This is a genomic window from Paenibacillus sp. FSL k6-2145, assembly GCF_037976585.1.
Taxonomy (GTDB): Bacteria; Bacillota; Bacilli; order Paenibacillales; family Paenibacillaceae; genus Paenibacillus.
Genome location: NZ_CP150267.1, coordinates 1,587,545 through 1,608,777, shown reverse-complemented (window position 1 = coordinate 1,608,777; position 21,233 = coordinate 1,587,545). Strand labels below are relative to the sequence as shown.

Below are 21,233 nucleotides of genomic sequence, written 5' to 3'. Positions count from 1 at the left end.
TAACGATTGCTAAAAAATAATGAAGTGCAGGATGAGTCCTGTAACGAGGTTCTTTATTGGCCAGGCCGGTTCGGGAATTGATTTGCGAACCGGGCTGATCAGTAGAGAACTTTTTTCGTTTGGACGACATGCCTGAGGTTTGTTACAATGAGAATAAGTATGCTACTAAGAAAAAATAAGGAGGATGCATTTTATGATTAACGTCATTCCATCCGATGCCCGCTCCAGCTTCGATCGAGGCTGGCTCCGGGGGAGTCACAGCTTTTCTTTCGGAGAATACCAAGACCCGGAGAATACGGCGTTTGGACCGATGAGGGTAGCGAACGACGATGTGATCGCGCCTGGTCGCGGTTTTGGGGCTCACCCGCATAGTGACATGGAGATTGTATCCATCGTACTCAGCGGCAAGTTGCGACATGAAGATAACCTGGGGAATGTAGCCGTTACAGGCTTTGGTGGTATCCAGCGGATGTCAGCAGGCAGTGGCATGATTCATACCGAACATAATGCATCCGATACCGAAGAAGTACGTTTGCTTCAGCTCTGGTTCATGCCAAAGACAAGAGGGTTGGAGCCGTCCTATGAGACCACATCATTTGATCCAGCGGCATTGGCAGGAGCACTCGTGCCGATTGTATCCCCAGAAGGGGGCCCAAGAGTTGCGACCATTCATCAGGATATGACGATCTACCTTGGCCGATTAGCCAAAGACGAAACATTAACCTTTAATCAGGATTCGGGCCGCCGGATGTACATTTTCTCCATCGAAGGCAAGCTGGGATTGGATGGAGAGTACCTGTTGAACGAAGGCGACACGGCTCGTGTGGAACAGCGGGATTCAATCGAACTGCAAGCAAACGAAGATACGTTCTATATGATTATTGATTTGCCGTAGATGGCTGATGAAATGAACTCCAAGATGAAGGAGGATATACACGTATGGCGCAACAGGAATGGTTTATGGTCAAACATGCGGTGACCGGGCGAGGATTAGCTAATAGCAAAACAGATTCCCTATCCTATCGGTTCCAACAGGAGGGTACAGGTTTCATATTTACCGTTACGGGTCTGGACGAGCAGATTGTGGAACAGATTATGGAGCTTAGACAGGAACTGAACGTATTTCGATTCGTCCAACGCAAGAATCAGCCCCTTTTGAAACACTGGTACTACGTAGAAGGTGAGCGGGTTGTGTACGACAGGGAGAGTCACACGCTAAGCATCTATGCGAAGTCGGAGATTCGTTATGTGCCTGAAGATTATTTTGCGGATTAACTACACGTTATAATAAATATTAAGCCTTCCACATGGAAGGCTTTTTTCCTTATATATCATCAATCTTATAGTATATGTATTTCAGGTTGTTTCATGAAATTTAAGAAAAAAGAGCAACGGAAGGTTGACATGATGAATTTAATATCGATATAATTCACTTAATTGATAATGAGTATCAATATCAAATGATGCGAGGTAGAGCAACTACGAATGTTTTACGGCGATCGGTAAGGGGATTAGTAGAGAGATGAAGTTACGTTATATGTTGATCGTACTGGCTGTACTGTCTATCGTATACATATTTATTGGAAATTCAGACATTTCACCATTGGATATATTTCATTTGTCCTCAGTCCAGCTACAGGTATTACAAGTTAGCCGGTTTCCCCGCCTGATCAGCATCCTTGTCGCCGGAATCAGCATGAGTGTAATCGGACTGATTATGCAGCAGCTGACACGCAACCGATTCGTTTCCCCAACTACAGCAGGAACGATGGATTCAGCCAGATTGGGTATTCTTGTGACGTTAATGTGGTTCCCGGGAGCATCCCCTCTGCAAAAAATGTTGGTCGCTTTTGCCTTTGCTCTGGCGGGAACACTGATTTTTATGCGAATTCTGGAGAAAGTTAAGTTCAAGGATACGATATATATCGCTCTGCTAGGTCTTATGTTTGGCAACATTGTAAGCTCCGTCACGACATTTTTTGCTTACAAAAACGATCTGATCCAGAACATCTCGTCTTGGTTACAGGGTGACTTCTCCACCATCATGAAGGGACGTTATGAACTGATCTATATCAGTATTCCGTTGCTCATTATTGTGTACCTGTTCGCTAATCGTTTTACACTTGCAGGAATGGGCGAAGATTTCTCAACCAACCTTGGACTGGCGTATCGACGAGTTGTGAATATCGGCCTGATCCTGGTGGCGATGGTTTCAGCAGTAGTGATTATTACTGTAGGTACAATTCCGTTTCTGGGCCTTGTCGTGCCAAATATCGTAACACTGTACAAAGGGGATAACTTACGTGATACATTGCCTCATACGGCAGTGCTTGGTGCGATCTTTGTTCTGGTCTGCGATATTCTGGGTCAATTAATTATTTATCCTTATCAACTTTCGATCAGTCTGACGGTGGGAGTTGTGGGAAGTGTATTATTCCTGTATTTACTGCTTCGAAGAAAGGCTTATGGATCATGAGAATGAAATATACGGCGAATACATGGAAGTTGGTCTTGTTAATTGCAGCGGCAGTGCTGCTGATTGGCGTATTTCTGGTCATTCAATCCGGAGGGAACTGGGATTACATATTGCCTCGAAGAGGGAAAAAGATTCTCGCCATTGTATTGACAGGTGCCTGCATCGCGTACTCTACAGCTATTTTCCAAACGATAACGAACAATCGAATTCTGACACCTGGCATCATGGGCCTCGATTCCTTGTATATGCTATTTCAGACGTTTGCCGTGTTTGTTTTTGGAAGCACACATATCAGCTTTGTGAACAAAAACCTTAATTTTGCAATATCTGTCCTGCTCATGACGTTGTTTGCTCTACTACTGCATCAGTTCATGTTCCGCAGGGAACAGGGGCGTAATATTTATCTGTTGCTGCTGGTGGGTCTTATCCTGGGTACGCTGTTCCAGAGCATGTCTTCATTCATGGAGGTACTGATTGACCCTAATGAGTTCCTTGTGCTGCAGGGCAAGATGTTTGCGAGCTTTAACAATGTGAATACGGATCTGCTGATCATCTCAATCGCTGCGATTATTCTTATCCTGCTGTACGCGCAGAAGTTTACCAAATATCTCGACGTACTGTCTCTCGGCAAAGATCACGCAGTGAATCTCGGGGTGGATTACGATTACATTGTGAAGAGGCTGCTGCTGGTGGTGATGGTTCTGGTATCGATCTCCACAGCGCTGGTGGGTCCAATTATGTTTTTGGGGCTGCTGGTTGTGAATCTGGCGCATCAGGTATTCCGGACACATCGGCATAAAGTGCTGATCTGGGGTTCGGTCATGATTGCAGTCGTTGCATTGGTTGGTGGACAACTCATTGTAGAGCGGGTGTTTACATTTGCAACTACAGTAAGTGTCATTATTAACTTTGTAGGCGGCGTGTACTTCATCTATTTACTGCTAAAGGAGAATAAGTCGTGGTAGAAGTCAGAAATGTTACAAAACAATACGGCGGCGTCCGGGTAGTGGATGACGTATCACTGAACATTGCCAAAGGAAAGATTACATCATTTATTGGTCCAAATGGAGCTGGGAAAAGCACCTTGTTATCCATGATTACCAGGTTAATCAGCAAGGATACAGGACAAGTCCTGATTGAAGGGCGCGAGATTGAAAGCTGGAAGAACAAGGACTTGTCGCGCAAAATATCAGTCCTTAAACAGTCCAATCACATCAACATTCGGTTAACTGTGGAGGATCTTGTGGCTTTTGGCCGGTTCCCGTATTCACAAGGAAGGCTCACACCTGAGGATCAACAGTGGATTCAGGAGGCCATCGACTATATGGAACTGGCCCCATTTCGCAAGAAGTATCTGGATGAACTGAGTGGCGGACAGCGGCAGCGGGCATATATCGCCATGGTGATTGCCCAGAACACCGAGTATATTTTGCTCGATGAACCTTTGAATAACCTGGATATGAAACATTCTGTTCAGATTATGAAGGTGCTGCGCAGAATGGTGGATGAACTAGGCAAAACAATTGTCATTGTCATTCATGACATCAATTTTGCCTCCTGTTACTCCGACTATATTGTTGCGCTCAAGGATGGACGCGTAGTGAAAGAGGGCAAGACGGAAGACATCATCGATACGGATGTATTGCAGAGCGTGTATGACATGCACATCCCTGTGCAATGGATTGATGGACTTAAGATTTGTGTGTATTTTGCGTGAGTGAAAAGGTAGTCCAATATAGAGATCGAGAGGTGTTTATTCATGAAAAAGGGTTGGCTGTTTACGTTATTCGTGGTGTTGTCGGTTATCCTGGCAGCTTGTGGTGGGAATAAGGCAGCGGATAATACAGGTGCAAGCAGTGGCACAGGATCAGAAGCTACTGCACCAGCAGATCAAGCAAGTGAAGAAGTGGTCATCAAACATAAACTGGGCGAAACAACCGTGAAGAAAAATCCAGAGAAGGTCGTTGTTTTTGACTACGGAGTACTGGATTCACTGGATCAGCTGGGCGTAGAAGTTGCAGGTGTTCCGCAGGAAGGCGTACCTCCTTATCTGGACAAGTATAATGATGCGAAGTACACCAATGTTGGTGGCTTGAAAGAAGCTGATTTTGAGAAGGTTAACGCGATGAAACCAGATTTGATCATAATCTCGGGACGACTCCAGGATTCGTATGAAGAACTGAGTGAGATTGCACCAACCATATATATGGCGGTAGATACGGCAGATTATATGAATTCTCTGACCAATAACGTGAAGACCCTCGGGGACATCTTCGGTAAAGAAAAAGAAGCAGAAGAAGCCATTGCATCGATCGAAACATCCGTTAAGGCACTACATGATAAAGTAACGGCTACAGGTAAAAATGCGCTAATCGTCCTGACAAACGAAGGCAAACTGAGCGCCTATGGTGCCGGTTCCCGTTTTGGTATTATTCATGACGTATTTGGTTTTACTCCATCAGATGCAAACATCGAAGTATCCACACATGGGCAGAGCGTTTCATTTGAATATGTCATGGAGCAGAATCCAGATTACCTCTTTGTCGTTGATCGCAGTGCCGTGGTTGCAGGTAACGGTGAGGCATCCCCGGCAAAACAAGTGATCGAGAACGATTTGGTGAAGAATACAACAGCATATAAAGAAGGACATATTGTTTATCTGGATCCGAATTACTGGTATTTGTCTGGTGGTGGGTTGGAATCCATTCAAGAAATGATTAAGGAAGTGGACGCAAGCATCAACTAAAGTGAATTAAACAATGCATGTGCTGGGTGTCAGGAAGGTCTCTGTTCAATACAGAGGCCTTTTTGCTGTATGAAAACTCAGAGAATTTAATCGTAATTTTGCAAAAAAGACCACATAATTCCCAGCTGTCTGGCACAAGCTACCTTGTATAAAAACAAGAACGGAGGGGCGGCATATGGCGGACAAAACATCTGGGAAAGACAAGTCCCGGCAACCGGGACGAGCTTCAGAAGAAAAAAAACATATTCCTTTGGGACTGCCGTCCCCGCCTTTTCTTCGGCAGCCGATTAGTGCAGTACATGAAACTCAGATTAAGGCGGTAAAGGAGATATTCTCCGATTGCTCGGATGTGGTTTTTCGCAACGTCATGATTACGCCTGAAGTGAAAGGACTTCTGGTCTATATCGAAGGCATTGTCAATTCGGCTGATATCCAGGAACACATGCTGCGTCCGATTATTCGAGGGCTGGTGCAGCAACGTACAGATGAACCTGATGTTCCACTGGATGATACAACCGTTGAGCTGACACAGGTGAAGCGAGTGGATACTTGGGCTGCTGCGACAGAAGGGGTGCTGGCATCCTCTGCCCTTCTGGTGGTCGATGGAAGTAACAAAGCCTGGATGTTCAATGTCAAAGGTGGCGTCAGACGTGGTGTGGAGGAACCGCAGACAGAATCCGTGATTCGGGGACCGCGGGAGGGATTTACCGAAACGCTCCGTGTGAATACGGCCTTATTGCGGTTCAAGTTGAAAACACCTGCTCTCAAGATGGTGAGTATGACTCTTGGAACAGACACCAAGACAGATATTGTGCTGACCTACCTGGAAGGTATTGCCGATCCAAAAACGATTCAAGATGTTAAGAAACGTCTGGAAAAAATCAATATTGATGGCATCCTGGAGACGGGTTATATCGAGGAATTGATTGAAGATCATCCGTATTCCCCTTTCCCTCAGATGCACTATTCGGAGCGGCCGGATACCGTTGCAGGCAATCTGTTGGAAGGACGCTTTGCCATTATGGTAGATGGAACCCCATTCTCGCTGATTGCTCCAGTCACGATGTGGCAGATGCTGCAAGCCAGCGAGGATTATTACGAGCGATTCTTCATCAGTAATCTGGTGCGGTGGATTCGCTTCCTGTTCGTAGCCATCGCTCTATTTCTGCCGGCGCTTTATATCTCCATCACTACATTTCATCAGGACATGTTGCCCACCACGCTGATTCTGAGTATTGCGGGTGCACGGGAAGCTATTCCTTTTCCGGCTTTGGTGGAAGCCCTCATCATGGAACTGTCGTTCGAAGCTCTCCGGGAAGCGGGGGTCAGGTTACCCAAGACAGTGGGTCAGGCAGTCAGTATCCTCGGTGCACTTGTGATCGGACAGGCCGCAGTTCAGGCGGGTATTGTATCGGCACCGATGGTTATTATCGTATCCATGACAGGAATAGCTTCCTTCACGATCCCGCGATTTAACTTCGCGATTACGGTGCGTCTGCTCCGATTTCCGATCATGTTACTGGCAGGTATGCTTGGATTATATGGCATCGTCATCGGCTTGGTCCTGATCTCGGTGCATCTGACACAGATGACTTCGTTCGGTGTCCCATATCTCTCCGGTCTTAGCCCGTACAGTAAAACAGATACCAAAGACATTCTCATTCGTGTGCCATGGTGGAAAATGATCAATCGTCCTTCTACGGTACATCGGGATCAGAAACGGATGACCGAAAAGATCAACGGTTCCCCTGAAGCTGAGGAAGGGTGGTGAACCCATGCAGTTCATATATAAGTACCGGGCAGTGATAGCGCTGTTGTTATGTACCACTTTTATTTCAGGTTGCTGGGATCGTAAGGAGATTAACGATGTTGCCTTTGTGATTGGTATTGCTGTCGATAAGGAGGGGGACAATTACAGATCCAGTCTTCAGATTGCTCTGCCGGGACAATCCGGTTCTTCCGGTAGTGAAGGAGGCGGAGGCGGCACGAGTGGGGATAAATCCTGGTTTATGTTATCCAATACAGCCAAATCATTGCATGGTACGTCTATTGAAGGTCAAAAGGAACTCTCACGAACAATCTATTATGCGCATCGCCGTACGATGCTTATTGGTGAGGAGCTTGCCAGGGATGGAGTCGCCTCCATGCTTGATCTGTTTACGCGGTATCCGCTGAACCGATTCTCTGCATTGCCAGTGGTCACAAAAGGTTCAGCATATGAGGTCATGGATACGGATGCACCTATAGAGAAGTTTCCATCCGAGATGGTGCGGGAACTGTGCTTCCTCAATATGCGTAATCCACGTTCACTTAAAACGTTTATAGATGCCATTCTTAGTGAGGGTGTCGATCCATTCCTGCCTGTCGCTTCGAAAGTGAGCAATGTTCCAAAAGGGTGGAAGGACGCCAAAACAAACATCAAGCTGGATGGGTTGGCCATTTTCAAGAAAGATAAGCTGGTTGGCATGATCGACAAAGCTCCAGCTGATGCCCTCATTCTTGCTATGGGCGAGGCCAATGCGCCGGAGATTATGGTTAAAGCTCCTGGCGGAGATGGAGATATGTTCATCAAGTTGAACGAGAACAACGCTTCACTACATCCCAGTATCAAGGCTGACAAGGTCACCGTGAATATTGAATTGTATGCCAAGGGAGTTCTCGTAGATAACGAATCCAATTATGGTGACCGGCGTGAGAATGAAATTCTGAAGTTACATGAAGCCATTCACGAGAAAATAAAATTGGATATCGAGGAAGGTGTCCGGTTGGTTCAGGGAAAATATCATGCGGACATCCTTGGAATCGGTCGATCCATTCATCAACATCTGCCGGCCAAGTGGGACACGATGAAAGATCGCTGGGATGACATATACCCTGAAGTCGAGGTGACGGTTACTCCCCATGTCATTATTGAAAACGTTGGGGTGAGCAATAAACCAATTGGCGTCGGAGAGGATGAAGTTGTACATGATTAAACCACTCTTATTTACCTACTTGGCCATGGTAATCGCGGTCATTTTGATGGATTTCAGACATTTGAAACAGGCAGCTGCCATTAATCGCTGGCTATCCTATAGTTTGATTGCATTGGGTACAGGCATTTGGTTCTATGTGACTAATCTAAGCAAAACCTTATTTGTGTCGGTATGGATAAGCCACGTTATCCAGCGCTTACTGCCACTGCCCTAGGTTGTGGACAGGATGCATTAAGTTTGCGGGATCACGAGAGGGAGAGGAGGTATTTCATGAATCAGAGAGTGACACACCGTCAGATGATCCTGCTCGTGCTGCTGCTCAGTGTTTCAGGTACGTTAATTCAGCCACATGCGCAAGCTATCTACTATGCGGAACAACACGCTTATCTCTCGTATATACCCGTAGTCGTAGTGATGATCGTATCGATGTGGATGTTAAGTCGTGTTCAGCGGAGATTTCCTGAGAAGGATCTGTTCGAGTCGCTCATCGGAAGATTCCCCTTACTGGGAAGATTAATGGCGTTTCTGTATATTCTGTTTTTTTTCTTTGTGTTTGCAAGAGATATTCGGTTAACAGGTGACTATATCAGTATCACATTGCTGGAGACAACACCAATCTCTATCATTGTGATGTCACTGATGATTATGGGCGTTTTTATCGTTCGGGGCGGACTGGGCTCCTTGATTGGAATGACGGAATTGTACGTCACTTTGTTCCTGTTGAACTCGGTAATTGTACCTTTCATGCTCATTCAACAAGTCGACATGGACAACCTGATGCCGTATTTTCATGTCGATGTTGCAGGCGTAGGTAAAGGGAGTTGGTACATATTTTCATTTTATGGCGAGATGATTGCATTGCCCTTTGTCATCAAGGGTAGTGATTTTCGTTTTAAGTCTGCCCTGGGGGGAATTATCCTCTCGGCACTGCTCATGATGCTGATTGTTGTGGAAACCATCACTTCTATTGGCGTTCCGATTGCTTCAAGACTGGTATACCCTTCCTATGAGCTGGCAAGACAGCTGCAAATTAGTGATTTTCTGGACCGGTTTGACCTTGCGCTCGCAGCGGCAACCTTGCCTACCATGATCACGAAGATTGCATTTGACCTGTACTTTGTCTGCTGGGGATTGAAGCGAATGATTCCGAACGTATCGGGAAAGGTATTGACAGGCCCGATTGCCCTCGTCGGATTTGTCTGTGCATTCTGGTTCTTCCGAAATGCCATTCAGCTCAATCGTTTTACTCGGGAATGGACATGGATTGCCATTATTTTTGAAGCGTTGTTCCCCATTGTGCTGTTTCTTTTCCTTCGTCCTCGCAAAAAGGATAAAAAAGAATCTACCCAACAGAGATCGGGAGACCTTTCAAAGAAAGAGAAGCATGAGCCGGAACAAAAATCGGCTGATTCGGAGAAGGACGGAGAGAAAAGACGGAAAGATTCTCATGGCGGAGAACTCCAGCCTTCCTGATACATTCCATCAAAAATCCTTATAGATGAACGGGCAAAAAGAGGGGAAGCACAGTTTCCCTTCACAGAAGTACCCTGTATACTGTAGTCAGACTGATGAACATTCGGCTGAACTAACGGGGGGAACATGAATGGCTCAACATTTGGCAGGTGTGCGTGTAGCATTAACAGGACCACGAAAATCGAAAGAAATGTCCGTACTGGTTGAAAAAATGGGTGGAATCCCGCTTGTGCGACCGGCACAGGGGACCGTATTCCTGGATGATCGGAGTATCAGGGATGGGCTGGTATCTTGGATCTCAGACCCACCAGACTGGGCGGTGTTAACTACGGGTATGGGATTGGATGCATTGTTTGAAATGGCTGAGGATATGGAAGTGGCAGGCCAATTGTTGGATGTATTATCGCAATCCTCCATTGCGGCAAGGGGATACAAGACGGTGAATGCGCTCAAAAAGCGCAAGTTAACACCGCTGGTACGAGATGATGATGGTAGTACGGACGGGCTCATTCGAGAATTCGCCCCACATGATCTCGCAGGGAAAAAGGTTATGTTGCAGCTTCATGGGGAGACAGCTCCCAAACTTGTCGCATGGTTGGAAGAACAAGGCGCACTCGTCAGACAAGTGCTTCCTTACCGCCATGTACCGCCAGAAGAGGCAGAGCTGGAACAGTTATTGAATGAAATTCTAAATTTCGAGGTAGATGCTGTTGCGTTCACAAGTGGACCGCAGGTCAGATTTCTGACGCAATATGCGGCCTCCCAGGACAAGCTTGAGCCGATGCTTGCAGCCTTTAGACAAGGCGTAATCCCTGCGTCTGTAGGTAAAGTTACAGCAAACTCCATGCGTGAAGAAGGCATTGAGGCACTGGTCATTCCGGAGGAAGAGAAGATGGGAGCACTCATCGTTGAGCTTGGACGTTACTTTGCAGCAGGGCGTGCGGCCAAGATTAGAGATTAGTGGCCTGCTTTTAGATCAGTTCGACAAAAAGCTTTTGGCGTCGCTTCTTCAGGTTTTTCTGTCCTCTCCGTTATTGTGTAAACATTCATTTCATGAATAAAGAGTATGCATTAAGCTTAACCGCATCGCTATATGATGCGGTTTTGTTTAGATTATAGAATTTATACGTTTTCAGCGGAGCTGAAGGATTCGATAATCGTAAGAAAAGAAGAAAAGGTGGAAATGACGATGCCCATTGCAGATCGTAACGCCAGACCCCGACTGATCATTGCAGGCACCGGAAGTGGTGCAGGAAAAACGACAGTAACCTTGGGGCTAATGAGGGCACTCGCTCAGCGTGGGTTGAGTGTACAAGGGTTCAAATGCGGCCCGGACTATATTGATCCGACATACCATACCGCCGTCACGGGCAGACCGTCACGTAATCTGGATGCATGGATGACATCGCCTGAGTATGTGAGAGATACGTTCGAGAAGGCATCGGTGGGACACGATATTTCCATTATAGAAGGCGTTATGGGCCTCTACGATGGCAAAGATCCGCTCAGCAATACAGGCTCAACTGCAGAGATTGCTCTGGTCACACAAACCCCTGTAATCCTGGTTGTGGACGTACGCAGCATGGCTCGCAGTGCGGCCGCGATTGTCCTGGGTTTTCAACAGTTGGAGCCTGAATTAAATATTGCCGGAGTGATTGTCAATCGGTGTGGAAGTGCGGGTCATTATACCATTGTGAAAAAAGCCATTGAGCAGATGTGCGGCATTCGGGTGGTTGGCTGGCTGAAGCGGGACGAGGGCATGTCCATTCCTGAGAGACATCTGGGACTGGTGCCTGCCATCGAGCGCGGTGAACTGGAACCATTATTCCAACGTGCAGCCGATGTGTTAATGGAAGGCACCGATCTGGATCTTCTGCTGGAGCTGGCAGCAAGCGCCCCGCCTTTGAATGCAGAAGAAGTGAGTCCTGCGACTACTACCCACATGGATTCAGCTAATACTGAACCAGGCTCGAATTACGATCCACATTCCAATTCAGTGATCCACGTTAATAATCGACATGTATCATATGCGGTACAGCCTGTCATTGCCGTTGCGCGCGATGCCGCATTTAATTTCTATTATCCCGATAATCTGGAATTGCTCGAAGCAGCCGGGGCCCGATTACAATATTTCAGTCCGCTCGCTGGTGAAGGTATTCCAACGGATGTGGATGGCATCTATTTGGGCGGCGGATTTCCTGAGGAATTTGCAGCAGATATTTCCGGTAACCAAAGGTTTCTGGAAGGACTTCGACAAGCAGCACAATCCAACATGCCTTTATTTGCCGAGTGTGGTGGTTACATGGTGCTCGGGGAAACGTTGACCGACCGAGAGGGCGTTACTTTCGACATGGCGGGTATTATCCCCGCACAGGTGCAGATGCAGAAGAAGCGCGCTGCGCTTGGCTATCGTGAAGCGAGTAGCGTTCAGGATTCCTTTTTGCTGAAAAAGGGTGAAGTACTTCGGGGTCATGAATTTCATTATTCGACAATGACCTATCGTGATGAAGAAACGATCCCTTATGCGTATGAGACAAAGGGGTTGCGTGGATTGAAGCAAGAGGGATATGCCGCAGGCAACATCGTGGCGGGGTATACGCACGTTCATCTGGGCTCTTATCCGGCAGCCGCTCGAAGATGGGTGGAACATTGTTTAGCCTATCGGCAGGAGCGATATATGCAGAGATAATAGCAGCTTTTTATAGCTCAAATAGATAGCTGAATTCAATAAGCAAAATGGCTCTAATCTCGCTTTTACCTCATGAGTCTTTGGTCGTGAAGTTGGCGATCCCATTCTGAATTAAAGGTTTTCAGATGAATATGTGGAATGAATAAAAGACAGAATCATTATGCGAGGGAGGGACATCATGATGAGAACCGTATGTGTAACGGGAGCTGCTCGGGGATTGGGATTGGCTTTGACGGCACAGATGCTGAAGAGAGGGTATCTCGTGTATGCGGCCGGTCTGGACGTGGAAGATTCCGAGGGGATTCGTATGCTTACAGAAGGATATCCGGACCATCTGCGCGCCATCGAACTGGATATCGCGGACGACCTGTCGGTAGCTCTGTTCACGGAGACATTGAAGCTGGATACGAATCATTTGGATATGCTGATCAATAATGCGGCTATACTAGGAAGTATTACGGATCATATCCGCGGGCCGATGAATATGGCGGAGATGGCTGAAGTATTTAATGTGAACACCTTAGGTACACTGCGTGTGACTCATTCCCTGTTGCCTCTCCTTCTTCAAGGACAGGTCAAGCTGATTGTTGATATCTCTTCCGAGGCTGGAAGTATAGAGCAATGCAGTCGGGATGGGTGGTATGCCTATTGTATGTCCAAAGCTGCTTTGAACATGCAGGCCCGTCTTGTGCACAATGGACTGAAGGATGAGGGCGGACAAGTGATGCTTGTGCATCCCGGTTGGGTACAGAGTTATATGCGGGGTGAATTGGATGTTGCTGCGGATCTCACGCCCGAGCAATCTGCACAGCATATCGCAGTACTTATCGACCGCCATGAACAGTTTAAAGGAGATCAACCCGCATATGTGGACTACAAGGGCGAGAAGCTCCCATGGTAGTTGATTGATACAGTGAGGTGAACAAGAAAGGAGATTGATTGAATGGATCATCGTAAAAAAGCATTACTACTTGGCGATTATACACATCCGGATTGGCACCCGCTTCAAGGTGTGGATGCGGAGATTAGCCGAATTTTCCATGATACTATGACTGTGCAGTGCAGTGAGAATCGGAATATGCTGCTGCAAGAAAATATAACCGGGTTTGATGTATGTATCTCATACATGGACGATTGGAAAGGGAAAGTCTCTCCACAGCAGACAGCAGGTTTGTTGTCCTATGTAAGTAATGGAGGTGGACTGGTCATTATACATAACGGCATTTCGCTCCAAAATCGTTATGAGCTCAAACAGATGATCGGTGCCAAGTTCCTGCATCATCCGGCGTATGCACCGCTTGAATTCACTGTAACGGCGGAAAGCCATCCCGTGACGGAGGGCATTTCCAATTTCACAATGGAAGAAGAGCCGTATCAGTTCGAATTTGGTTCTTTTGCCGAGACGAAAATATTGCTGGAATATCAATCCGAGGAAGGACCAAAGCCTGCGGTTTGGGCTCATCGATATGGTGTTGGGCGTATTGTTTATCTGATGCCGGGTCACCATGTGCCGTCTTTTGCACACGAAACGTACCGGAAGTTACTTCTGCAAGCAGGCAAATGGGCTGCGCGTTACGTCTGATCGGACAGACATCTTTGCATGCAGAGTATAAGGGGTATAATATAGAGATCAACGAAGAGGAGGATGACAAAAATGAGCGATTTGTTCAAAAAGGCGATCTCGTTAGGGCTTGGTCTTACTGTTGTAAGCAAAGAAAAAATTGAGAAAACCGTGGATGATTTGGTCAAGCGCGGGGAACTTGCGCCCGGTGAATCCAAAGCTTTGGTTGAACGTCTGCTGGAACGGGGCGATGAAGAACAGGGCCAGTTCAAGAGAATGATTCAGGAACAGGTCAAGCGAGTGCTTCAGGAAGCTGGTGTGGCATCCGAAAGTGATGTAACCAGTCTGGAACAGCGCGTTGCTGTCCTGGAGAAAAAACTTGCGGAACTGGGCCAATCACCACAACTCCAACCTGATGAATCCCCAGCTCCACTTGAAGTTCCTCCTCCTCTCAAAGGAAACGAGATCGAGTAGATGGCAGTGCGAATCAAACATGTCGGCAGATACCGTGAAATTGCCATGGCGCTAGTGCGTCATGGCTTCGGTTATATGGTCGAGGAGCTGGGTTTGTTCCAGTTGCTGGCTCTGCCCAGACGGTGGATGTCGCGTGAAGCACACACCACCAAAACGCTGAGTGAACGCATCAGGCTTGTGCTGCAGGAGCTGGGGCCAGCTTTCGTTAAGCTGGGGCAACTCGCAAGCACAAGGGCAGATCTATTGCCTGAGTCTGTCATTCGTGAGCTGGTTAAGTTGCAGGATCAGGTCCCGCCGTTCTCTTCCGAGACGGCACGGGGTATTTTGGAACAGGAATTGGATACACCGCTGGAGGAGATCTTTTCCCGGTTCGAGGATACCCCTGTAGCTGCGGCCAGCATTGGACAGGTGCATCTGGGCAAACTTCGAAGCGGTGAGTCGGTAGCCATCAAGATTCAGCGGCCGGGTATATCGCGTATTGTGCAGCGTGACCTGGATATCTTGCGTGAACTGACAGCCATGGCCGAGAAGCGCTGGGACTGGGTGAAGCAATATCAGATTCCGCAAATGGTCGAAGAATATGCTCAGGCACTGATGGCCGAGCTGGATTATACGGTCGAAGGCCGCAATACGGAAAAGATTGCACAGCAATACCAACAGGACAACAAGGTGAAAATCCCGGCAATTTACTGGGATCAGACGTCGTCCCGTGTGCTCACGATGGAGTATATCGAAGGTATCAAACTCAATGATCGTGAAGAACTGGTCAGACGCGGTCATGATCTGAACAATATTGCTGAGCGGCTGGTAGACTCATTATTGAATCAGATCTTTATTCATGGATTCTTTCACGCTGACCCACATCCGGGCAACCTGATGGTATTGAAGGATGGACGTCTTGCATTTATAGACTTCGGTATGGTGGGCAGTCTGAGTGATGAGATGAAACAGCAGCTTGCTTCGCTTATTATTGGGTTAATGCGCAAAGATACGGACAGTATGATCCGGGCAATTGAGAAACTTGGCATGATGCCAGATGACATGGATCTGCGTGGGCTTCATGTGGATTTGGACAAGTTGCGTACCAAATATTACGATATTCCCTTTTCCAAGATTAGTGTGGGTCAGGCGTTGAATGACTTGTTCGGCGTAGCCCAGAGGCACCGGGTTGTCATGCCTGCCGATATTCTGCTGCTCGGTAAATCGTTGCTGACGATGGAAGGTGTGATTGAACATCTTGATCCTTCCCTGAGCATTGTAGATATGGCTGAACCCTTTGGCCGTAAGCTGATCAAGGAACGTTTTAGTGCCGGAAGAATCAAGAATCGATTGTTCCGCAGTGCGGCTGATATGGCCGAGAGTGTCATTGGTCTGCCAGGGCAGTTAAGGCAATTATCATCCATTATTAGCAAAGGCAAGCTGAGGCTGGAGATTAGTGTCCCTGAACTGGATGCACTCATGCGTAGAATGGACCAGATTAGTAATCGACTGTCCTTCAGTATCGTGTTACTTGCCTTTTGTATTATCATGGTGGGCTTGATTATCGGTTCGTCGATCAGTCATCAATCCACGATGCTGTGGGATATTCCGGTCATTGAGATTGGTTTCCTGGTGGCGATTCTGATGGTGGCGTTCCTGCTCTATTCGATATTCAAATCAGGAAGATTCTAGCATAGTATTACATGAACACCCGTAAAGAGACTTTCTTCAAAGGATCTTTGCGGGTTATTTTTTGTGAGTAGAGAATTGGTGAGTAAATTATAGAAAGATTAAGATAATAGAAGGAAAGGTTCTATTTTTTCGCCTTAACTGTATTAGTACATATCCGGTCCTGTGACTATAATAATAGGTCAGTACATTAACGGACCCGGTTTTTCTGAGAGGGGAAAACCTATTGGCATCAGGATCAACTCCTGATGTGGCATGAGTAAGACAACTGAAGGTAATGGAACAATAGCGGTACACATTGGAACGGAAAAAACGTGAATGCACATTAACCGTCAAGGATATACGGATGGTGAAGAATGATGCAATTCAGGCAACAGCATAGGCGAATGATGCGGAGAGGAATCCGTTGTTTTGTGCTGTCCTGGGTAGTTGGTTAGTGTGAACGGCTTCTGTTACTCTTCAGTAAGATTGTCCATTATGAGGAATACACGTAGGAGGAACGGCAAGAACATATGAATACTTTAAAACAACAATGGTTTGGCAACATTCGCGGAGACGTGCTGGCAGGCATTACGGTAGCGCTGGCGTTAATTCCGGAAGCCATTGCGTTCTCCATCATTGCAGGTGTTGATCCGATGGTCGGATTGTACGCTTCGATTACGATTGCGATTGTGATCTCGATTGCTGGTGGAAGACCAGGCATGATCTCGGCGGCAACAGGTGCCATGGCGGTACTGATGGTTGGACTCGTCAAGGATTATGGCGTGGAATATCTTTTTGCGGCTACAATTTTGACGGGCATTATTCAGTTTCTACTAGGCATATTTAAGGTTGGGCGATTTATTACGTTTGTGCCTCATTCGGTTCTGACGGGATTTGTGAACGCACTGGCTATACTCATCTTTATGGCACAGTTAACCCATTTCACGGGAGCGAATTGGATTATGTATGCGATGGTAGCGGGCACGCTGGCGATCGTTTATATTTTGCCACGGTTTTTCAAAGGCATTCCAGCTCCACTGATTGCAATCATCGTGATGACGATTATTACCTTGGTGTTTCATCTCGACGTAAGAACAGTCGGCGACATGGGGAATATAACGAGCACTCTGCCGATGTTCCACTTGCCAAATATTGCGTGGACTTGGGACACGCTGATGATTCTGCTACCTTATTCATTCACCATGGCACTGGTTGGGTTACTGGAATCTCTGCTGACTGCAACCATCGTAGATGAGATGACCGAGACCAAGAGCAGCAAGAACCGTGAGGTGCGTGGTCAGGGTATCGCCAATTTCGTGAATGGTTTGTTTGGCGGCATGGGCGGCTGTGCGATGATTGGGCAGTCGGTCATTAATGTGAAGTCTGGGGGACGTGGAAGATTATCGACGTTTACTGCGGGTGCGTTTCTGGCAATCCTGTTGCTGTTATTTAGCGGTGTGGTGAAACAGGTACCGATGGGGGCGCTCGTCGGTGTAATGTTTATGGTGTGTATCGGAACATTCGACTGGAGTTCCATCAAGAATATTGCTCGCGTGCCGCGTGCGGAAGCCTTTGTCATGATCGTGACGGTGGCGATTGTGGTCTATACCCACGATCTGTCGATCGGGGTTATGGTTGGAGTTGTGCTCAGTGTGCTGCATTTTGGCTGGAAACAGACCAAGATTCGCGTACAGGCGAGCCAGGAGCAAGGGCAGAAGGTATATCGGGTTCACGGACCGTTCTTCTTTGGTTCTTCGTCCCGCTTTGTAGATGAGTTCGATGCAGAGGCCGATCCGAAGGAGATCACAATTGATTTTGGAGGATCACATATCTGGGATAATACTGCGGTTGTGGCTATAGGCAAAGTGAAATTCAAATACGCGAAGCTGGGCAAAACGGTGCACCTGCGCGGGTTAAACGAGGAAAGCTCCCGTATTCTTGAACGGAGTGGGTTTGCCACAGCGGGCGGGCACAGTTCGTAACTTGGTTTACAAAGATTGTTGTACAAAGGTACAATGTCGAAACGTAGTTACGCAGACAAGCTGAAAAATGAACGGCTTAGTAAATCTGGAATTAAGGATCTAAACAAGTAATGAAGTTAGGAAGGCAACTGCCCTAAAGTAGTGTTGAGCAGACATGCGACAGCCCTATGAAGTAGACAACATAAAAAGATACTTTTTATCAGCGGCGCACTTTTTCCCTAATGTAAGTCGGGGAGAGGGCGCCGCTGTTTTTTTTATTAGAGTGTGTGGTGTGTACAGTGAAGAAGAGAAAAAAAGAACGAAGAAGAAGTTCTAGTAGAAGTTGTAGTTGTAGTTGGAGTAAAAGTAAGAGTATAGGTAGTGTTGATTGTTTTTTCGTTGTTTTTACTAGTTCTAGTTTTTGTAGTTGGTGTTCTGGTCCTAGTAAATGTTGTTATTGCTATAGCTAATGTTACTGTGTTGATGCTTGTGTCCTTCCCTATGTGTAAAATCTAACGAACCTGGCACGTCTTATATGGGGTTATTTGCTGTTTTCGTTATTCTAACGAATCTCAGACATCTTATTTTGCTAATATCGCCAATATAGAAGCCGTTTATCGTGTATTTACGAGTAATAAGGTGACTGGAGTTCGTTAGAAATTACAAACTGCTCTAATTGGCGTAATAGGGTGTCCTGGATTCGTTAGAATTAGTGGTGCATAGGAGGTTTCATCGTAAGAGCTATTTTCTAACCGCTAGAAATCCTCATTCCATTCATAGAGTCAGAGTGATACTTCGAGCTAGCTGGCACTTTAGGTTGTTCCACTCATCTTCATTTTCAAAGGGGCTCCTATAGTTACTGTCAAAACCATCCTCAAACTCACCTGGTCGATACAAGTTACACTGATCTTGGGATTTTGTGCTACAAGTTAGGAGTGTAACGCTGTATCCCCTTTTGTTTTGCTTGACTAACGTGTAAACTACAGGGTATGGAGAAGAAGAGCAACGAGTGGATTGCTTTTTAAAAAATTCATTTCATAATCATGATTGAACTAAGGAAAACTAGTCTTGATGGCAGATACTGATACAGAAGTCATTATGAAATGGACTTATCTAAATGAATATACAGAGGTGTAACGATTGGCAAACTTTGAACAACTGGGCATTCGCCCGGAATGGTGCGAGATCCTGAAACATCAGGGCATCGCCGTGCCGACTCCGGTACAGGAGCGTTCGATTCCGGTACTGCTGGGTGGACGCGATATTATCGCCGAGGCACAGACAGGAACAGGGAAAACGCTGGCTTTTTTGCTGCCGATTATTCAGAAGATTAACGTATCTGACCGTTCGCCGCAAGCGTTGATTATCGCGCCTACGCGTGAGCTTGCGCTGCAAATTACGGAAGAAGCGAAGAAGCTCACGGCAAACGACGATAAACTGCATGTGCTTGCCGTATACGGCGGACAGGATGTGGACAAGCAACTGCGTAAATTGCAGAACGGTACCCAGATCGTTATTGGTACACCGGGTCGTCTTCTGGATCACTTGCGCCGTGGCACATTGAAGCTTGATAATGTGAAAAAACTGGTGCTGGATGAAGCCGACCAAATGTTGCACATGGGCTTCCTGGACGATGTGGAGACGATTCTTAGCGAGCTGCCACACAAACGCCAAACGATGCTGTTCTCAGCAACGATGCCAAAGGGTATTCGCAACTTGGCGAAAACCTACATGAAAGATCCGGAAGATGTAAAAGTATCTTCCCAATCTGTTATTCCGATCAAACAAATTCGCCAGCAAGTGCTGGAATGTACGGATCGCGGTAAACTCGAAGCGCTTCGCGGCATGATTGATACGTATCGCCCATATTTGGCGATTATTTTCTGCAGGACCAAACGTCGTGCATCCAAGCTGAATCAAGATCTGCGTGAAGCAGGTTATGCAAGTGATGAACTTCACGGAGATCTGTCCCAATCCAAGCGTGAGAACGTAATGAAAGCGTTCCGTGATGCCAAACTGCAAGTGCTGGTTGCTACAGATGTAGCTGCACGTGGACTTGATGTTGAAGGTGTAACGCATGTATTTAACTACGATATGCCGCATGATGCGGAAAGTTATATCCACCGGATTGGTCGTACGGGACGTGCAGGAGGTACAGGTCTTGCTGTAACGTTTGCAACAGAGCATGACAGACCGGAACTTGCACGTATTGAACAAGGTATCGACCAGAAGTTGTCCCGTATCCAGTGGACGAGCGAAGGTCCAATTGCTTCAACTGGAGCAGCTAGACGTTCCATCAACAGTCAAGGAGATGACGAACGTTCAGGCGGACGCTCTTCCGGAACTGGTAGTGCCCGTCGCGGTGCAGGCCGTAACGATCGCAGAGATGGCGGACGTGGGGGTCGTGGTTCTCGCGGTGGCGAAGGTGGACGCAGTGAAGGCGGACGCAGTGGTGGTCGTAGCGGTGGCCGCAGCAGCGACAGCAGTCGCGGTGCAGCAGGCCAAGGTGGACGCGGTGCGGGTCGCAGTGGCGACGAGCGCAGCGCAGGTCGTGGTTCCGCGCGCAGCAGCGACAGCAGTCGCGGTGCAGCGGGCCAAGGCGGCCGCGGTGCAGCTAGCAGCGGCTGGGCTGGCCGTAGTGCCGACAAGCGCACCTCCGGGCGCAGCAACGAAGGCTCTCGCCGTCCGGAATCCGCAGGACGCGGACCGGCGAAGGGTGACCGTCGCGATTCTCGTCGCGGACGGTAAAGCCTTGGCGCAAGCGGCGATGCAGCCGCAATTGCGCAGGCACCATGCCATGCCACAGGGTTTGGCATGGCACATATGAGAGGGTTCGGGTACACATGTACCGAACCCTCAGATCAAGGGTCGCGACGGAACCACGTCGCGGCCCTTTTTCACTAGGACAGATGATCATTTGCGCTTATTGTTTTTGTCGTCTGCGAGTGCCTGTTTGCGCGCCTGCTTGATTCCATGGAAGATGCCATTTAGGTATTCCCTTCTAGTTTTTCTTTGTGTCCTTTTACTGCGGATAGCACTTGGCAGACTGCCATAAAATTCAAAACACCTCATCCTAGACCTAAGGATGGGGTGTTTTTGGATCATTTCTTATATCATTAGAATCATAACCTTTGATCTGTGGTGCTGACGCGCATGCAGGGGTGGTTGAAATTCCATTCGTCTATATACACGGAGTGAGTTTGCACTAAATTACGTTTTTCTTTCTCA

The 21,233-nt window shown here is 47.3% G+C and carries 18 protein-coding genes; all 18 read left to right on the top strand.

The genetic code is table 11. The features are described from left to right. The first annotated feature begins 193 nt into the window (after positions 1–193). Complete coding sequence (locus NZ043_RS07050; protein ID WP_133386155.1) at positions 194–895, top strand: pirin family protein; 702 nt, start codon at positions 194–196, stop codon at positions 893–895. 44 nt (positions 896–939) lie between these two features. Beyond that, positions 940–1,275 (top strand): hypothetical protein, encoded by a 336-nt coding sequence (locus NZ043_RS07045; protein ID WP_091036061.1) that lies wholly within the window; start codon positions 940–942, stop codon positions 1,273–1,275. A gap of 247 nt (positions 1,276–1,522) precedes the next feature. After that, positions 1,523–2,476 carry an ABC transporter permease gene (locus NZ043_RS07040; RefSeq protein ID WP_091036063.1) on the top strand — a complete coding sequence of 318 codons (954 nt, stop codon included), beginning with the start codon at positions 1,523–1,525 and terminating at the stop codon, positions 2,474–2,476. Beyond that, entirely contained in the window at positions 2,473–3,441 is a 969-nt protein-coding gene (locus tag NZ043_RS07035) for an iron chelate uptake ABC transporter family permease subunit (RefSeq protein ID WP_276324002.1), read from the top strand. The genes NZ043_RS07040 and NZ043_RS07035 overlap by 4 nt, the downstream gene beginning before the upstream one ends. Continuing rightward, entirely contained in the window at positions 3,435–4,193 is a 759-nt protein-coding gene (locus NZ043_RS07030; RefSeq protein WP_339311184.1) for an ABC transporter ATP-binding protein, read from the top strand. The genes NZ043_RS07035 and NZ043_RS07030 overlap by 7 nt, the downstream gene beginning before the upstream one ends. Before the next feature lie 42 nt (positions 4,194–4,235). After that, positions 4,236–5,222: a siderophore ABC transporter substrate-binding protein gene (locus NZ043_RS07025; protein ID WP_091036068.1), complete on the top strand. Its 987-nt coding sequence runs from the start codon at positions 4,236–4,238 to the stop codon at positions 5,220–5,222. Positions 5,223–5,397: 175 nt separating this feature from the next. Next, on the top strand, positions 5,398–6,993 hold the full coding sequence (locus NZ043_RS07020) for a spore germination protein (RefSeq protein WP_091036071.1): 1,596 nt from the start codon (positions 5,398–5,400) through the stop codon (positions 6,991–6,993). Between the two features lie 4 nt (positions 6,994–6,997). After that, positions 6,998–8,197: a Ger(x)C family spore germination protein gene (locus NZ043_RS07015; RefSeq protein WP_091036074.1), complete on the top strand. Its 1,200-nt coding sequence runs from the start codon at positions 6,998–7,000 to the stop codon at positions 8,195–8,197. After that, complete coding sequence (locus NZ043_RS07010; RefSeq protein ID WP_091036077.1) at positions 8,190–8,411, top strand: hypothetical protein; 222 nt, start codon at positions 8,190–8,192, stop codon at positions 8,409–8,411. Before NZ043_RS07015 ends, NZ043_RS07010 begins: the two co-directional genes overlap by 8 nt. Positions 8,412–8,467: 56 nt before the next feature. Beyond that, positions 8,468–9,670, top strand: a complete 1,203-nt coding sequence (locus NZ043_RS07005) for an endospore germination permease (protein ID WP_165980304.1) — start codon at positions 8,468–8,470, stop codon at positions 9,668–9,670. Positions 9,671–9,800: 130 nt separating this feature from the next. Beyond that, entirely contained in the window at positions 9,801–10,631 is an 831-nt protein-coding gene (locus NZ043_RS07000; protein WP_091036083.1) for a uroporphyrinogen-III synthase, read from the top strand. A gap of 228 nt (positions 10,632–10,859) precedes the next feature. Continuing rightward, positions 10,860–12,359: a cobyrinate a,c-diamide synthase gene (locus NZ043_RS06995; RefSeq protein WP_339311178.1), complete on the top strand. Its 1,500-nt coding sequence runs from the start codon at positions 10,860–10,862 to the stop codon at positions 12,357–12,359. Positions 12,360–12,537: 178 nt separating this feature from the next. Next, the gene (locus tag NZ043_RS06990; protein WP_339311176.1) at positions 12,538–13,260 is read left to right on the top strand and encodes an SDR family oxidoreductase; all 723 of its coding nucleotides are present in this window, start codon (positions 12,538–12,540) and stop codon (positions 13,258–13,260) included. A gap of 42 nt (positions 13,261–13,302) precedes the next feature. Beyond that, positions 13,303–13,941 (top strand): ThuA domain-containing protein, encoded by a 639-nt coding sequence (locus tag NZ043_RS06985; protein ID WP_036667831.1) that lies wholly within the window; start codon positions 13,303–13,305, stop codon positions 13,939–13,941. A gap of 72 nt (positions 13,942–14,013) precedes the next feature. Continuing rightward, the gene (locus tag NZ043_RS06980; protein WP_091036091.1) at positions 14,014–14,394 is read left to right on the top strand and encodes a phasin family protein; all 381 of its coding nucleotides are present in this window, start codon (positions 14,014–14,016) and stop codon (positions 14,392–14,394) included. Then, a complete protein-coding gene (locus tag NZ043_RS06975) occupies positions 14,395–16,065 on the top strand; it encodes an AarF/ABC1/UbiB kinase family protein (RefSeq protein WP_133386151.1) in 1,671 nt (556 codons plus the stop codon). 509 nt (positions 16,066–16,574) lie between these two features. Further along, on the top strand, positions 16,575–18,026 hold the full coding sequence (locus NZ043_RS06970; protein WP_133386150.1) for a SulP family inorganic anion transporter: 1,452 nt from the start codon (positions 16,575–16,577) through the stop codon (positions 18,024–18,026). A 1,119-nt stretch (positions 18,027–19,145) separates the two neighbouring features. Further along, positions 19,146–20,753, top strand: a complete 1,608-nt coding sequence (locus tag NZ043_RS06965) for a DEAD/DEAH box helicase (RefSeq protein WP_339311172.1) — start codon at positions 19,146–19,148, stop codon at positions 20,751–20,753. Positions 20,754–21,233: the final 480 nt, after the last annotated feature.

What these genes read in the sequence shown, in the direction of transcription:
- NZ043_RS07050 (WP_133386155.1), top strand. Translation starts at nt 194, where the DNA reads ATGATTAACGTCATTCCATCCGATGCCCGCTCCAGCTTCGATCGAGGC.
- NZ043_RS07045 (WP_091036061.1), top strand. Translation starts at nt 940, where the DNA reads ATGGCGCAACAGGAATGGTTTATGGTCAAACATGCGGTGACCGGGCGA.
- NZ043_RS07040 (WP_091036063.1), top strand. Translation starts at nt 1,523, where the DNA reads ATGAAGTTACGTTATATGTTGATCGTACTGGCTGTACTGTCTATCGTA.
- NZ043_RS07035 (WP_276324002.1), top strand. Translation starts at nt 2,473, where the DNA reads ATGAGAATGAAATATACGGCGAATACATGGAAGTTGGTCTTGTTAATT.
- NZ043_RS07025 (WP_091036068.1), top strand. Translation starts at nt 4,236, where the DNA reads ATGAAAAAGGGTTGGCTGTTTACGTTATTCGTGGTGTTGTCGGTTATC.
- NZ043_RS07020 (WP_091036071.1), top strand. Translation starts at nt 5,398, where the DNA reads ATGGCGGACAAAACATCTGGGAAAGACAAGTCCCGGCAACCGGGACGA.
- NZ043_RS07015 (WP_091036074.1), top strand. Translation starts at nt 6,998, where the DNA reads ATGCAGTTCATATATAAGTACCGGGCAGTGATAGCGCTGTTGTTATGT.
- NZ043_RS07010 (WP_091036077.1), top strand. Translation starts at nt 8,190, where the DNA reads ATGATTAAACCACTCTTATTTACCTACTTGGCCATGGTAATCGCGGTC.
- NZ043_RS07005 (WP_165980304.1), top strand. Translation starts at nt 8,468, where the DNA reads ATGAATCAGAGAGTGACACACCGTCAGATGATCCTGCTCGTGCTGCTG.
- NZ043_RS07000 (WP_091036083.1), top strand. Translation starts at nt 9,801, where the DNA reads ATGGCTCAACATTTGGCAGGTGTGCGTGTAGCATTAACAGGACCACGA.
- NZ043_RS06995 (WP_339311178.1), top strand. Translation starts at nt 10,860, where the DNA reads ATGCCCATTGCAGATCGTAACGCCAGACCCCGACTGATCATTGCAGGC.
- NZ043_RS06990 (WP_339311176.1), top strand. Translation starts at nt 12,538, where the DNA reads ATGATGAGAACCGTATGTGTAACGGGAGCTGCTCGGGGATTGGGATTG.
- NZ043_RS06985 (WP_036667831.1), top strand. Translation starts at nt 13,303, where the DNA reads ATGGATCATCGTAAAAAAGCATTACTACTTGGCGATTATACACATCCG.
- NZ043_RS06980 (WP_091036091.1), top strand. Translation starts at nt 14,014, where the DNA reads ATGAGCGATTTGTTCAAAAAGGCGATCTCGTTAGGGCTTGGTCTTACT.
- NZ043_RS06975 (WP_133386151.1), top strand. Translation starts at nt 14,395, where the DNA reads ATGGCAGTGCGAATCAAACATGTCGGCAGATACCGTGAAATTGCCATG.
- NZ043_RS06970 (WP_133386150.1), top strand. Translation starts at nt 16,575, where the DNA reads ATGAATACTTTAAAACAACAATGGTTTGGCAACATTCGCGGAGACGTG.